Source organism: Methylobacter sp. S3L5C (genome assembly GCF_022788635.1).
Lineage (GTDB): Bacteria > Pseudomonadota > Gammaproteobacteria > Methylococcales > Methylomonadaceae > Methylobacter_C.
This window is the reverse complement of record NZ_CP076024.1, coordinates 1,443,058-1,457,609: the sequence shown is the minus strand read 5'-3', so window position 1 is coordinate 1,457,609 and position 14,552 is coordinate 1,443,058. Positions and strand designations below refer to the sequence as shown.

Annotated in this window: 12 protein-coding genes; 5 read left to right on the top strand and 7 right to left on the bottom strand. The window is 39.0% G+C overall.

The annotated features are described in order from the left end of the window. Positions 1-48: 48 nt before the first annotated feature. The 5 genes from KKZ03_RS06740 to KKZ03_RS06720 form a co-directional block, all read right to left on the bottom strand. Positions 49-726: a hypothetical protein gene (locus KKZ03_RS06740; RefSeq protein WP_243220753.1), complete on the bottom strand. Its 678-nt coding sequence runs from the start codon at positions 724-726 to the stop codon at positions 49-51. Between the two features lie 411 nt (positions 727-1,137). Next, positions 1,138-1,320 (bottom strand): DUF2934 domain-containing protein, encoded by a 183-nt coding sequence (locus KKZ03_RS06735; protein ID WP_243220752.1) that lies wholly within the window; start codon positions 1,318-1,320, stop codon positions 1,138-1,140. Positions 1,321-1,426: 106 nt separating this feature from the next. Continuing rightward, positions 1,427-2,068 (bottom strand): response regulator transcription factor, encoded by a 642-nt coding sequence (locus KKZ03_RS06730; protein WP_243220751.1) that lies wholly within the window; start codon positions 2,066-2,068, stop codon positions 1,427-1,429. After that, positions 2,068-3,969, bottom strand: a complete 1,902-nt coding sequence (locus tag KKZ03_RS06725; protein WP_243220750.1) for a PAS domain S-box protein — start codon at positions 3,967-3,969, stop codon at positions 2,068-2,070. The genes KKZ03_RS06730 and KKZ03_RS06725 overlap by 1 nt, the downstream gene beginning before the upstream one ends. 120 nt (positions 3,970-4,089) lie before the next feature. Continuing rightward, positions 4,090-7,038: a CheR family methyltransferase gene (locus KKZ03_RS06720; RefSeq protein WP_243220749.1), complete on the bottom strand. Its 2,949-nt coding sequence runs from the start codon at positions 7,036-7,038 to the stop codon at positions 4,090-4,092. Positions 7,039-7,735: 697 nt separating this feature from the next. Here KKZ03_RS06720 and KKZ03_RS06715 point away from each other — a divergent pair. The 5 genes from KKZ03_RS06715 to KKZ03_RS06695 all read left to right on the top strand — a co-directional run bounded on the left by KKZ03_RS06715 (position 7,736) and on the right by KKZ03_RS06695 (position 10,625). Then, a complete protein-coding gene (locus tag KKZ03_RS06715) occupies positions 7,736-8,173 on the top strand; it encodes an Hsp20/alpha crystallin family protein (RefSeq protein ID WP_243220748.1) in 438 nt (145 codons plus the stop codon). A 212-nt stretch (positions 8,174-8,385) separates the two neighbouring features. Beyond that, a complete protein-coding gene (locus KKZ03_RS06710; protein ID WP_243220747.1) occupies positions 8,386-9,333 on the top strand; it encodes a DnaJ C-terminal domain-containing protein in 948 nt (315 codons plus the stop codon). 4 nt (positions 9,334-9,337) lie between these two features. Then, on the top strand, positions 9,338-9,655 hold the full coding sequence (locus KKZ03_RS06705; protein WP_243220746.1) for a chaperone modulator CbpM: 318 nt from the start codon (positions 9,338-9,340) through the stop codon (positions 9,653-9,655). A gap of 91 nt (positions 9,656-9,746) precedes the next feature. Beyond that, complete coding sequence (locus KKZ03_RS06700; protein ID WP_243220745.1) at positions 9,747-10,190, top strand: host attachment protein; 444 nt, start codon at positions 9,747-9,749, stop codon at positions 10,188-10,190. Between the two features lie 78 nt (positions 10,191-10,268). Next, positions 10,269-10,625 carry an HPF/RaiA family ribosome-associated protein gene (locus KKZ03_RS06695; RefSeq protein ID WP_243220744.1) on the top strand — a complete coding sequence of 119 codons (357 nt, stop codon included), beginning with the start codon at positions 10,269-10,271 and terminating at the stop codon, positions 10,623-10,625. Positions 10,626-10,888: 263 nt separating this feature from the next. On the opposite strand, the gene KKZ03_RS06690 is transcribed toward KKZ03_RS06695, so the two are convergent. Together KKZ03_RS06690 and KKZ03_RS06685 are read right to left on the bottom strand one after the other, a co-directional pair. Next, positions 10,889-11,479 (bottom strand): hypothetical protein, encoded by a 591-nt coding sequence (locus KKZ03_RS06690; RefSeq protein WP_243220743.1) that lies wholly within the window; start codon positions 11,477-11,479, stop codon positions 10,889-10,891. Between the two features lie 78 nt (positions 11,480-11,557). Continuing rightward, positions 11,558-13,951, bottom strand: coding sequence for a Lon protease family protein (locus tag KKZ03_RS06685; protein ID WP_243220742.1), 2,394 nt, complete (start codon positions 13,949-13,951; stop codon positions 11,558-11,560). Between the last annotated feature and the right edge of the window lie 601 nt (positions 13,952-14,552).

The window sequence follows — 14,552 nt, the reverse complement described above, 5'->3', positions numbered from 1 at the left end:
ACCTGCCTCTACATGCGTCATGTTTTAACTTAAAAGCCAATCTTTTTACTACTGAAGTACAGAGGCGACTTCTTCACAGCTAATAATAGCTTTGTCACTGTCCAGTATATAGTTCGCCAGTTCGGTAATTGCCTTCCAGTTTAAAGGAGCCTTTACAAAATCACATGCCAAGACAAATAACTCATGAAGTTTTTCATCTTGTTGTTCACGACTTGCAGAAAAATTCTCGATATACTCTCGTACCAGGCTAATATCTGAACCGCCACCATAATTTTCCAGTGATTTCAAATTGACTAGCTGATGATTAAATAACTCATCATCCCGGTTATGAATAAATTTGGCTTCAGCCAACGGCCCAACAAGTAAATTAATGATGTCAGCTTCAAAGGCTTTTATGTAATCCTTTACCAGCGGGGCCATCGCTTCATTGTGATCAATTAACTTATGCGCCAGACCGTCAACTGAAAAAGGTAAGGATTGAATCAGGCGCCCACCCTCCACTCTTGCCACACAGTCATGATGGCTGCCTTTAGACATATATTCGTCGTAATCTGGCATATCGCTTATCTCCTTAAATATAATTTGAAAGAAAATAGGGGGCAGATTTCTGGCTTTATTATTTAAATAAATTCCCGCTGCATGCCCCGCTTCATGAAAAGCAATGCATTGTTTATGCTGCTGTAATCTATGGTGTTTACTATCATCGATTATTTTATTACGTTTCATTTTTAATACCATTTAGTCGGGTAGTCAATTAGCTAATGTGCTTGAGGATTAATGTGTTTTCAAGAAAAATTCCCGTCAGTATGATTACTACCAATTAAAAAACGATAACTTAATATTCATGGATCATCGTTTGATAAAACCAGTATAGTGATTCTATATGACGGAATTAGTAATTTGGTTAAGATTGTTTTTTTATAACGATAAAAATCAATTATTTTTGAATACTTCTTAGGCTTTATTAAAGTAGGTTAACAGCATTTTTTGAAAATCAAAGGGACTGTCAATACATCCGACTTGATCTGAAGTACGTAGTAAATACAGTGGATATTTGAAAATGGACATCGTTCATTCCAACATGTCTGATTTAGACTGTTATCGAAAATCAGGATTTACAGGGCTACTGAGCTAATGTCAATATCGACCTTCATCACGTATTTCTTGCTCGGCTTCAAACCAGTCTTCCAGCTCATAACCATCTTCAAAACCTCTTTTCTCGGCTCTGTAATAAGCATTTTTTGCAACCCTTTCGTGAAATTCGTCAAGATCAATTTCACTAACATCAATATCATACAGTAAATCATTGTCAGTTTTCATTTCTACTCCCAGGATCCAAAAATACAAAGATGCATGCTTAGAGTTCTATTTTATAAATAAAAAGGTAATGATGACAATACGTATAAATACCTACTGACAGCAAAATTCAGCTTTTATTTAACCCAATACTGTACATAATAGAATGTGTTGTCATCATCACCAGATCAGCGAGACATTCCGCCTGCATTTTTTCCATGATGCGAGCTCTGTGGGCTTCTACAGTTCGATTACTAATTTCCAGCATTTTTGCCACTTCTTTATTGGAAAGACCTTTAACTATCAGAGACAGCACCTCCTCTTCACGTAACGTTAAATAAGCCAGACGTTTTTTTATTTTATTATATTCATCCAGTTGATTTCTGTTCGTAAGGTCTTTTTTTAAGGCTTCAGCAATGCGCTCCAACAATATTTCATTATCAAACGGTTTTTCCAGAAAATCCACCGCCCCTGCCCGAAAGGCTTTTGCCGAATCCGGAATTCTGGCGTGACCACTGATAAATATAATGGGAATAAAGATATCCCTAATCAATAATTCTTCCTGAAGCTGAAGCCCGCTCATGGTTGGCATTCTAACGTCCAAAAGCAGGCAACCCAACTGTTTAGGATCATAGTTATTTAAAAAAGCCTCGGGGGAATCAAAACTTCTAACCGCTTGCCCGGTTGATTCAATCATCAGTGCTAGTGAATCACGTACCGAAAATTCATCGTCAACCAAATAAACCAAAGCATCGGATTTATTACTGCTCATTATATTTTTCTCTTTATCGGTAAGGTGAAATAAAAGGTAGTACCTTTTTCGGGTTTACTTTTAAAATTAAAAATGCCCTCATGAGCATCAATAATAGAACGACTAATCGATAAGCCCATACCCATTCCTGTTGATTTTGTGGTAAAAAAAGGATTTAGTATTTTATCTTTTTGAGTATCATCAATTCCGGAGCCATTGTCATTCACTTTAACTTCTATCTCATTGAGATTCTTCAAACTAGTCTGAACCTTTATTTTTCGGTGTGTTGTTGGCGGCATATCCTTTAATGCGTCAATACTGTTTCTAAGCAGATTTAACAAAACCTGTTCAATTTGAATATCATCAATAGTGACTTCAGGTAGATTTTTTTCTAAATCAAGTTCAAGCTTGATTTTGCTTTGTTTAAAAGCATTGGCACTTAAGCTGGCGGCATCTTCAACCAAGGTATTGATATTGACACTGGTACGACAGATCTTTCTTGGACTGACAAAGTTTTTCATGCGGTGAATTATCTGCCCCGCTTTCAGCGCCTGCTGATGAATCTTGAATAATATTTCACCCAATTGAACCAGATCAGGATTTTCAGCGCCAATAAAACGTAAACAGGCTTGTGTATAATTAGTAATCGCTGTCAACGGCTGGTTAACTTCATGTGCAATACCTGAACCCATTTCGCCCACAAGACCAACACGGGTTACATGAGCAAGCTCTTCCAAATGTTCTTTCTCTTGTTGCTCCTGATGCTTACGCAAACTCACATCGCGGAAAATGCCGGTAAAATAATTTGCTCCATCTATTGCATATTCCACCAGGGAAATATCCAGCGGGATGATAGATCCATCTTTGCATATTCCATCTACTTCACGAGTTAAGCCAATAACACCGGGCATACTGTCTATTACATTTTTCCTCTGCTTTTTTTTCTGCAAGGGCGACATGAGTTTGTCAAAATTGCAACCGACCAGCTCTTGTTCACTGTAACCAAAAATATTTTCTACAGCCTTGTTTGTCGATAAAATAACACCAGACGTATCAATAGTAATAATTCCCTCTATTGAGGCATCAAAAATAGCCGTCAGCTTGGCTTCACGTTCCCACAACTGGTGCTTTGAATAATTAAGCTCTTCAATTTTTTGGGTTAACTCCTGATTGCTTTCAATCAACTTGGAGGTCTGCTCAAAAATCTTTTGTTCCAGTTTTTTATTGAGGCAAGAGATAGTCGCCTGAGTATATTTATATCCCGTGACATCCTGAACTGCCAGGTATATTTGGCTATCATTAGCAAAGTTATTGTTAACGGTGCTACGCAATTCTACATAAACAAGATCGCTATTGTGGCTGCATAATGCCCGTGAACATCCATAAAGACCAAAACCCGGACATTCAGATGTTATAGCCTCACTATTTTTAACTACCAGCTTTGCATTTAGAATGTGTTTATTTTTATCTACGACAAGATCACGCATAAAAAAATAATAATCATCCTGATCTGAAGGATGAATAAATTTGCCCAGCCTCTTGCCTACCAATGGCTCTTCTGAATGACTTAATAGCTGTGTTGCTGCAATATTGGCTTTCATGATAAGACCTTGTTCATTTATCGTCAGATAAGCGATGGGGGATAAATTATAAATTCGTGCAAAGTCATCATGAGAGACACTGAGTTCGTGATGCGTTCTTTTCAGCTCCTCATTTTGTAACTCCAGTTCTATTTGATGAACCTGAAATTCAAACAATAATTTTTCAATGTCCCTATCAGACATGCCGGCAAGATCAGCACCTGATTTACCAAGCCTGGAATCCGCTTCTTTTTTGGCATTCTCTTGGTGTATTGTCACTAATTTCTCAGCTTCTTTTCGAAGCATTCCGGAATCCTCCTTCTCTACCGTTTCAGTGACCATTGTGTATACCTTATCTTAAAGACTGGTGAAATAATTATTAATTGTTTTAATACTCAGCGACAGAAAAAATAGCTCCCTGTTTCAGGTAATTACCTACATAACCAAAGCTTGCTCCTGCTGTCATTTAACTTCCTTAGTGATATCTTTTATAGCCAACAAAATCAGGGCCTGACTACCTGGTGATTGTTTCAAAATGCAACCATTGATCGTTAAACGTTTGTTACCAATAACCGGAAAATTAGCATCCAGACAATAGCCCTCAAAAGCAATGTGGCTAGTTAATGTGTCTATTAAATGATTATGTAATTGGACGCAATCCCACGCTGAGTCATTGACTGCCAATAGCGATTGTCCGGTCAAGCCTTTATTTTCACTATTAAAGGCCTGATTAAATGCAGGATTGGCAATGAGTATATCCAACTTATCATCCAGTACCAGCAATGGTTGATTTACCGTATTAACAATCGCCGTTGTTAACCCGACTGCCTGCATCGATTGTTCTGCTTTTTTAATACGGGTTATATCAACAAAACTAATGACCAGTCCATCAATCATGTTTTCCGTAGTCCGATAGGGAAGAATACGTAACAAATACCAGTTATCATTTACTGACTGTACCTCGGTATCTTTGTAAACAAGGGTTTTCAGCACCGTTTTAGCATCATCGATTAGATGATCGTATTTAAGTGTTGAAACCAGATCGGCAAGCGGCCTGCCTATATCGCTATCAATCAGCTTGATAATTGTTTTGGCTTGTCGGGTAAAACGTTTTATTTTTAATTCACCATCAAGAAAGATATTGGCAATATCCGTACTATTTAATAAATTTTGCATATCATCATTAGTATCAGCAAGTAATTCAACTTTTTTTTGTAGCTCACTGTTAACGCTATTTAGCTCTTCGTTGAGTGACTGCATTTCCTCCTTGGAAGACTCTAACTCCTCATTGGCACTTTGTAGTTCTTCGATGGTTGACTGTAATTCTTCGTTAGACGATTTAAGCTCTTCATTAGCCACTTCCAGCTCTTCGATAGTGGTTCTAAGAGATTCTTTGACAAAGAAAAGCTCACTCTCAAGTTTTTGTTGCTCATCCGGATTATCGATAAGCATCGCAGTCTTGTTGATGCTCTCGGTGAATTGACATGCATGTTCTTTGCTCTGTGGATAAAAAGTAATTAAAAATAAATCCCTTAGCGCTTCCGCTTCAATAATTTTTTCTAGTGTTAAATCTATGGTTTCGTAATCGCCATTAGTTTTTACCTTAACTCCACGACTAATAACGACTCTATTGCCTTTCTTAATCGCTTTACGCAATAATAACAAAGGTAATTGCAAGCCATCCCTGGCTATCTCACTAATATTCCAGCTTGGCTGGCCCGTCGCGAATTCAAAGTATTTACCTGTGCGGCCGTGAATATAAACAATTTTACCGTCTTCATTTATAATGACACTAACCGGTGCATATCGATTAAGTAATAATTGTTCAATTTGCCGGGCAATATTACCGATCTTGGATACCGCACTACCCAACTTAACTGGAACTGATAATAAATTGCCCTCATTAAAGGAGGACGAACCGAGTTTTGATAGCAGGAAACTGGTCGAGGCATCTTTACGTTGATATAGCTTCCATTTTCTGTCAATTACCGAGAACAGGTTATCAAAATTGCCAATGGATTCTGATGAACCAAGAAACAGAATGCCACCACTATTCAATGCATAATGAAACTGTGGAAAAACATCCTTTTGCAAATCAGCGTTCAGGTAGATCAACAGATTTCGACAACTAATAAAATCTACGTGTGTAAAAGGCGGGTCCTGAATCAAATTCTGCGTAGCAAATATTACTGTATCGCGAATCTCTTTATTGATGCGATACTGGCCGTCTTGAAGTGCAAAGAAACGTTGCAAACGTTCCGGGGAAACATCGCCCATAATCCCGGCAGGATAAACACCTTCACGTGCACGATTAATAGCCATCGCATCCAGATCAGTAGCAAAAATCTGAAAGCGCAACTGTTTACCTGTCTTATCGAAGATTTCTTTGAGCAGAATAGCGATTGAATAAGCCTCTTCACCACTGGAACAAGCAGCAACCCATATACGCAATTCATAGTTATCGGGTTTGTCTTCCAAGAGCTTGGGCAGAGCCAACGAACCCAATGCGTCGAAGGCGGGAGCATCCCTGAAAAAACTGGTGACATTGATTAAAAGTTCCGTGAAGAGCTTATCCAGCTCACTGGGGTTCTCCTGTAAAAATTGCACGTAGTTGCTTGAATTTTTAATCTGATGAATATTCATGCGTCTGGCTATACGCTGTTTAATCGTGGTGGGCTTATAAGCCGACAGATCGTTGCCTGTTCTGTTACGCAGTAAAATGAATATTTTTTTGATGGATTCAGAATCCACTGACGCATCAGGTTGGTCCCGGTTAATGTTTTTAAAGTGGACGCTTTTACTGTATTCAATCAACTGCCAACCCATTTTTTCCGGAGGCAATACAAAATCTACATCAGTAATCGCTATTGCACTATTGGGCATACCGTCAAACTTGGCTGTTTTGGGATCCTGAACCATTGTCATACCCGACCCGTCCTTAATCGCTTTAAGGCCTAATGTCCCGTCAGTCCCTGTCCCTGAGAGAATAATACCAATGCCCATTTCCTCAACATCATCGGCCAGTGAACGCAAAAAATAGTCTATTGGCAGGCTTTTAAAGCCGTGATCATAACAATCCATAAGGTGTAATTGACGATTAAGTAAGGCCAGATTTTTTCCCGGTGGACACACAAAAATCTGATCTCTTTTCAGAGAAATACCGTCATGGATAGCTAAAACAGGCATGTCGGTAAATTTCGTCAGCAAGTCAGGCAGAAGACTGATATGTCCGGGGAGTTGATGAGTAACAACAATAAAAGCGAAACCGGTGTGAGGAGATAAATTAGAAAAAAATATTTCCAGCGCTTCCAGTCCACCGGCTGAAGCGCCTATACCAACAACAGGTAGTTGGCTATCTGCTGCAATAGCTAACCCATTGTAATTACCTTTTTTGTGACTAACGGATTTCACTAAATCAACCTTTGTATGATTACTTCACTGATATAAAAAAGGCCCACATCAAAATAATTGTTTAAAGAATATACTTACATAGATTGTATGAATAAACGTTAATCACATTATATCAATGCCAAAAAATCGTTCTCTGAGATTCTGTTTGCTATTAAAAAACCAAGAACAGCAATCACCAATGAAAAAACGGTAATAAAAAGCTTTAACAAAATCTAGTTACTAAGTGCTACCAGCAATATCGACCATTGATAGGTACAAATACTTAAGTATTTGCACCTATAGCACTTATTTTACTTTTGGTATAAAGTAATTCCCTATAAATATAGTTGAATTATCTATTAATTGACAATTTTTTAACATAAACAGAATGAATCGGTCTTAACTTAAGCGAACAACTCGCCCACGTGTCTGAAGGATTAATACAAAAGCACCCTAAAAAAACGCACGCGTTGCCTGCTTTAAAGTATTTTTGGATACGAAAAAGCAAGGCTTTTAATATTTATTATTATTCTACCTGCTTGACAAAAAAGCTTAAGTCTCGGCACCATGATCCTGGTATGGATATAGAGGCCTTTTTAAACATCAAAGTCATCTATAATACCCTCCATGACTCTGGCTTCTATCCTACCTACCGGAATAATAATTTTTTGGTACTGCTAAAACATCTTGCTAATCAACTTATTTTAAGGAGATAAAAATGGCCATTACCCGCTATGAACCTTGGAGTTTATTAAACCAATTACAAAGAGAATTATTAAGTTCTCAGGATGAAAAAAACAGTGAAGGATCAATTGCAACTGCCGAATGGGAACCTGCGGTTGATATAAAAGAAGTAATTGATAAATTTATTATTCATGCCGATATCCCTGGCGTTAAACCGGAGGATATTGAAGTCAGCATGGAAGCCGGCGTCCTGACCGTAAAAGGTACCAAAGAATCTACAGTTAAAACTGAAAAAGAAGGTTATAAAAGAGTTGAGCGAACTTCCGGTTCTTTTTATCGACGCTTCAGCCTACCTGATTCTGCTGATAATGAAGCCATTAATGCAAAATGCAAACACGGGGTACTTGAGATTATTATTCCCAAGCGGGAAGCGGTTAAGCCAAAACGCATCACTATATCGTCAGAAGAATAACTCTCGATTTTTGTTATCTCCGCCGGTATAAAGTATCGAATCACAAAAAAATCATTTCATGATCAGCTAATCGATGGTATTTTTTGTAGCAGAATAGTTAGTTCATTTACAGCTTATTAGCTTTCCCATGGACTGAGCCTCCACTGATGGAGACGGTCTTTTATCTTGATCAACAGACCAAGCGACTTGTAATCCGGTAAAAAATCATCACTATGCAGTATAAAGATTACTATAAAATCATGGGGCTATCCCGCGATACCAGTCAGGATGAAATTAAACGCGCTTATCGTAAGCTGGCCCGTAAATATCATCCTGATGTCAGTAAGGAAAAAGATGCTGAGGCCAAGTTTAAGGAACTTGGAGAAGCTTATGAAGCGCTCAAAGATCCAGAAAAACGCGCAGCTTATGATCAATTAGGTGCCAACTGGAAAGCGGGACAGGATTTCAGGCCACCACCAAACTGGAATGAGGGCTTTGAATTTAAAGGTGGCGGCTTCACGACTGATGAAGCGAGAGCTTACAGTGATTTTTTTGAACAATTATTTGGCCACTCAGGATTCCGTCCAGATAACAAAGGGCAATATGGCCTCCATACACGCGGACAAGACAGTCATGCAAAAATCTACATTGATCTGGAAGACAGTTTTAATGGTGCAACGCGTAATATTTCCCTGAGCACTCCTGAAATGAATGCCCAAGGTCAGGTGCAGATTAAACATAGAAATCTGAATATCAAGATTCCCAAAGGCGTTAAGCCGAGCCAACATATCAGACTGACAGGTCAGGGCAATCCCGGATCAGGTACCGGTCAACCAGGTGATTTGTTCCTTGAAATCGCTTTTAATAATCATCCGTTTTATCGTGTTTCCGAAACTGACGTTTATCTTGACCTTCCCGTTGCGCCTTGGGAAGCGGCCTTAGGGGCCAAAATAAAAGTGCCAACACCAAATGGTAGTGTTGATCTGAAAATACCGGCCAATTCAAGGCAAGGTAGCAAACTGCGCTTAACGGGTCGCGGTTTACCTGCCCAAGTACCCGGCGATTTCTACGTAGTACTGCAAATTGCCCTACCGCCGGCAAACACCGAGCAAGCCAAAGCGGTTTACCAAAACATGCAAAAAGAATGTAGTTTTAATCCACGACAAGCTTTGGGGGTATAAAATCATGAGCTCACATGATTTATCATTAGTGCATACCGGAACAGTCATTGAAGACGACAGCTTGACGCTCGCACAACTTTGCCGAGCCTGTGACGTCCATGCCGACTGGGTAATCAGTATCGTTGAGGAAAGTATTATTGAACCGCAAGGCGAAAATAGTCGCTTATGGCGTTTTTCAGGGGCCAGTATGAGTCGCGCTCGTGCTGCCCTAAGATTACAACGTGATTTAGGGATTAATCTGGCCGGAATTGCTCTGGCACTTGATTTGCTCGAAGAGCTTGAAAGTCTGCGTAAGCAAATAACATCACTGGAACATGTCTGAACAACCCGCTTTTTTTGTTTTATAAATTGGCTATATCGGAATTTACCCAGAAAACTATTATTTAAAATAATCCAGCCAAGAGGAAATCATTATGAAATCTACCTTAATACTCGTCGCTGATCACAGCCGTGCCCGCTTTTTTACTGCTGAAACGCCGGCTTCGCCTTTAGAAGAAATCGAAGCCATGGCTCATACGGAAGGCCGTTTACATGATAGGGAAATGACCTCCGATCTGCCAGGAAAAGTTAAAGGCGATGGCAAAATGGGCCATGCTTTTGAACAAGCTACCGATCCGAAAAAACATGAAGCAGATAACTTTGCCCATCGTATTGCCCTTTATTTGGAAGAAGAGCATAACGCCAATAAATTTGAACAATTATTGATGATTGCAGACCCTTCTTTTCTTGGCTTACTACGTAACCAAATATCGGAAAATATTAAAAAACTGGTCTGTTTTGAACTTGATAAAAATATCACTACCCATAGTATCGATGATATTCGTAAACATCTTCCCACTTATTTACCAAGTCATTGATATAGTAAAAAACTAAAGCAGTGCATTTTCTCAATTTGCTTTAAATAAGCTGAATTTACTACAAAAAGGGGAATTATTATGCAAATACCATTACAAATCACATTTCGCGGCATACCTCATTCTGATGCTGTAGAGGCTAAAATTCGCGAAAAAGCCGATAAACTGGACAGGTTTTACAGTCATATTATGAGTTGCCGGGTTGCGGTTGAAGCCGAACACCAACATCATCATCAAGGTAATCAATACCATATTCGCATCGATATCACCACGCCGAATAAAGAGCTGGTTATCAGCAAGGAACACTATGACAAACAGGGACATGAAGATATTTATGTAGCCATACGTGACGCCTTTAACGCAGCAACCAGACAACTGGAAGATTACGCCAGAGTCCAGCGGGGCGATGTTAAAACACATGGCTCACAAAGCATCTGAACCATACGATATTTCGTACCAGAAAAAATCATGAGATTATTTAACCTGAGGATAACCGTAAAGTCTGTTTTCACCGAAATAGTGTCGCAAGAGCTGAATTTGCAACATTTGCAGTTGCCGATAAAACTTCCTATAGTCTTTCTGAAATTAAACTTCCAATTTACGTTGCTGTAAGCTTATACAGATACCATCCCTTTAAGGAATGGTATCTGTTATTGCCAAGGATGTTCGAAATATCGACTTCATGGACAAATACCATGATTTTATTCCAAGTCTTTAAAATCATGCCTGATTGTATTGAAATGTGCTTGATAGGTTTTTGCATCGCCAAAACGAGTAAATTTCTGATAACGGCTATGCAGACCTTTAATGCGTTTGGCGTGTTTAATAGGACACCAAAATTGTTCGGTACGTGCAGCTATTTCCTGAGCATAAGCAAATAATCCATTAATATAACTGCAATAAGCACAGTTTATTTTTTCTATCAGGTTAAGATATTGAAGGTGTTGCCGGTCAAAAATAATATAGTCTTGTCGTTTTACTCTAGGAATGCCATAAACAGGAAAGCAAACGCCTTGATATAAACTGATAGTCACATCCATGAATAGTGAAGGAATAATACAACTCCAGATAAACGGAGTACTAAGTATATGTTTTAATGGTGCGTCAGCTATATAATGAAATAACTGTTTGGCATATTGCTTATGCTGAATAATGACACTTTCTTCAAAAAGAATTTGTCGTTTTTTGATTTGACAAGAAAATATTTCTTCTTGCTTTTGTAATTCCTCAATCAGCTCGGCTTCCAGGATTTTTATTTTATCGAGCAGTATTTCAAGTTGGGTAGTCATCATAAAATCCTCGGCAAGAAATACAGTAGATATAAAAATCGCAGATCACTTCAGCGATTAAAAGCAGTAAGGCAACTGAACTTAATAAGTAGCTTTACGATTAAAATCTTTTTTAAGCTGGGTAAACTGCAATAACTGACACTCGACATGACCACTAAATGATTCCGGCGGATAGATACCCTGATCGTTGGTAATACCGGCATCCATTCCGGTCAATAACTCCAATGCATCATCTGCAGTCTTTACGGCATAGATACTAAATTGACCTGATTGAGCGGCATGTACGACATCCCAACGAAGCATCAAATTCTTGATGTTGGTTGCAGGAATAATAACGCCCTGTGTTCCCGTTAGTTCTTTTTGGTTACAAATATCGAAAAATCCCTCAATTTTTTCATTAACGCTACCTATAGGCTGGACATGACCCAATTGATTTATTGAACCGGTAATGGCAATATCCTGACGCAAAGGAATCTGGGCAATGGAAGATAAAATAACGCAAAGTTCAGCCAGAGAAGCACTATCACCCTCGACACGACCATAGGATTGTTCGAAAACGAGACTTGCGGCTACCGAGAACGGTGTGTTTCGTGCATAACGGGCTGCAATAAAGCTGGATAAGATAAGCACCCCTTTTGAATGAATAGCCCCGCCTAATTCAATCTCACGCTCTATATCGACCACTTTACCGCTACCTAACCGGGTTGTTGCGGTAATGCGCGAGGGCTGTCCAAAACTAAACTCGCCCAATTGCAAAACGGATAGCGCATTGATCTGACCGGTTACTTTTCCTTCAAGATCAATCAGGACAGTACCTCGATCAATATGTTCGTATAATTTTTCCCTGATTTTATCGAGCCGATGGGTTTTATGATCTATAGCTTGTTGTACGTCGCTATTAGTTATATGGACATGACCGTTATCCTCCGCCCAATAGTCAGATTCCGTTAATAAATCCTTAATGGCTCCCAAATGGGTTAAAAATTTTTCTGCATCACCGACCATTCTGGAGCTGTGCTCCATAACTCTGGCGACAGCATTTTGACTCAGTGGTTTTAATTTCTCGCGACGGGCAATGGTTGCCAGTAATCGCGCATAATCAGGACTGCTGTTTTCTCTGGAAACCGAGTCATCAAAATCAGCGGCAACTTTAAAGAGATTATGAAATTCCGGGTCATAGGTACTTAGCAAATAATAAATCAGCGGATCTCCTACCAGAATAACTTTAACATTGAGTGTTATGGGCTCTGGTTCCAATGATGAGGTACTAATTAAACTCAGTGCCCGTTCCAGCGATTCAATACGTATTTCACCCGCCTGTAAAGTTCTTTTAAGAGTTTCCCAACTATAAGGCTGGATTAAAAGTTTTCTGGCATCAAGTATAAGATAGCCGCCATTGGCTTTATGCAAGGCACCGGGGTTAATCATGGTAAAGTCAGTAATAAGCGAACCCATATAAGCCTGATGATCTATACGACCCAAAAGATTACTGTAGTTTGGATGATTTTCAAAAATGACCGGTGCGGATTTCATCTCACTAAAATCAACCATCAAATTGACCTGATAGCGTTTAAACGGATTTGGTTCTTGCGGTAATTCCATAAAAGAAATTACTTTTTCGCTATGCGGTATAAAATCCCTGACATGCTCAATAATATCCTTTTGTACTTCATTTAAATAACCAAGAATAGCTTCCTGTTTAGCATACTTTTCAATCAATTCATCAATAGTATGATTGACAGCTAACTCAGCTGTTTCTCGATTCAAAGCTTGTAATTGCCGCTTGGCTTCCTTACGCCAGGCTGGGAAGTTTTTTAATAATTGGGCTAAATCTTCCTGTAACGAAATAATTGAATTTTTTATTTTATGCTGCTTATCTTTATCAAGCTTGGCAAACTGTTCTGGATTAATAATTTCATTGTTCTCATCGGCGGGAGAAAAGCCGTAACCGGTTGGCGTTTCTATAAAAACCACCTGTGCATTAGCAGCCTTATAACGTAATTGGCTAAGTTCATTAATTTCTCGTTGCCGGGATTGACTTTCAATTTCACCTTCTCTGGAACCGTATTCATCGCCATCAAAAGCCGCCGGTATAGCGACAACTAACTTGTCAATTAATTGCTCCATATCAGCCTTAAAATATTTGCCTTGCCCCGGCATTAATTCAATTGCCGATGGTTTGGAAGGCATACTGAAATTATTTACGTAACACCAATCAGACGGAATATCTTGTCGACTGGCTTCATGCTCAACCAACTGTTTCACTATGGTCAATTTTCCGGTACCGGCAGGTACCATTGCAAAAATATTGTAACCATTTTTATGTAGACGAGTGCCAAATTTTATCGCTTCCATGGCGCGTTCCTGACCAACAGTAATATCTATATCTTCAAGCTCTTCAGTCGAATCGAATTTTAATTGTTCAATACTGCAAGACTTATAAAGTTGTGAAGCATCCAGCGGTTTATTTGTCATGTTATATAATCTGCCTGAAATATTGAGGTTGCTACTGATGGACGTTAAATAGCATTGTGCATAGTAGAATAGATTTAATTTTGATTTTGTAAAGGAGCTTATCAACCAGGCCTAACTTGTGCTGTGCGATTTTAAGACAGTAGCCAAATCCTGAAGGCGAGGCACTTCAGTGGTAAGGTGCATAAAATATGGCAGAGATTGCTTAAGAATAAGACAGAACTGGCTAACATAAAAAATACGCTGATTTTTCAATCGACGGGTATTTAAATAATTATCCACAACTACTTGCGACCCATTGATTTTTTGGCCTGCGACTGCATTACCTTCGGTAGTGGGTCAAAACTTTAACTTGGCATGAATATCGATTACTTTTTTTATGTTCCAGCGTTACTCTATGAGAAAACTCATACTTGATTTTCTAGTTTTATTACTTTGACTTTAAAGATCATGGATAACCTGCAACACAACGACCAATAGATATAGGCAGGAATAAGGCTTTTCAAGTGTAAGCGAGAACAAGCGTTCCGGCATGCTATACGAGTGAGCCGGAAACGCCGCCACGCGCTACGCTTTGGTGATCTTATTCCAGAACCTACGCCTA

Bases quoted from the DNA above. Each gene is read 5' to 3' on its own strand.
- KKZ03_RS06690 (WP_243220743.1), bottom strand. From the start codon at position 11,479: ATGATGACTACCCAACTTGAAATACTGCTCGATAAAATAAAAATCCTG.
- KKZ03_RS06695 (WP_243220744.1), top strand. From the start codon at position 10,269: ATGCAAATACCATTACAAATCACATTTCGCGGCATACCTCATTCTGAT.
- KKZ03_RS06725 (WP_243220750.1), bottom strand. From the start codon at position 3,969: ATGGTCACTGAAACGGTAGAGAAGGAGGATTCCGGAATGCTTCGAAAA.
- KKZ03_RS06740 (WP_243220753.1), bottom strand. From the start codon at position 726: ATGAAACGTAATAAAATAATCGATGATAGTAAACACCATAGATTACAG.
- KKZ03_RS06700 (WP_243220745.1), top strand. From the start codon at position 9,747: ATGAAATCTACCTTAATACTCGTCGCTGATCACAGCCGTGCCCGCTTT.
- KKZ03_RS06705 (WP_243220746.1), top strand. From the start codon at position 9,338: ATGAGCTCACATGATTTATCATTAGTGCATACCGGAACAGTCATTGAA.
- KKZ03_RS06730 (WP_243220751.1), bottom strand. From the start codon at position 2,068: ATGAGCAGTAATAAATCCGATGCTTTGGTTTATTTGGTTGACGATGAA.
- KKZ03_RS06710 (WP_243220747.1), top strand. From the start codon at position 8,386: ATGCAGTATAAAGATTACTATAAAATCATGGGGCTATCCCGCGATACC.
- KKZ03_RS06715 (WP_243220748.1), top strand. From the start codon at position 7,736: ATGGCCATTACCCGCTATGAACCTTGGAGTTTATTAAACCAATTACAA.
- KKZ03_RS06685 (WP_243220742.1), bottom strand. From the start codon at position 13,951: ATGACAAATAAACCGCTGGATGCTTCACAACTTTATAAGTCTTGCAGT.
- KKZ03_RS06735 (WP_243220752.1), bottom strand. From the start codon at position 1,320: ATGAAAACTGACAATGATTTACTGTATGATATTGATGTTAGTGAAATT.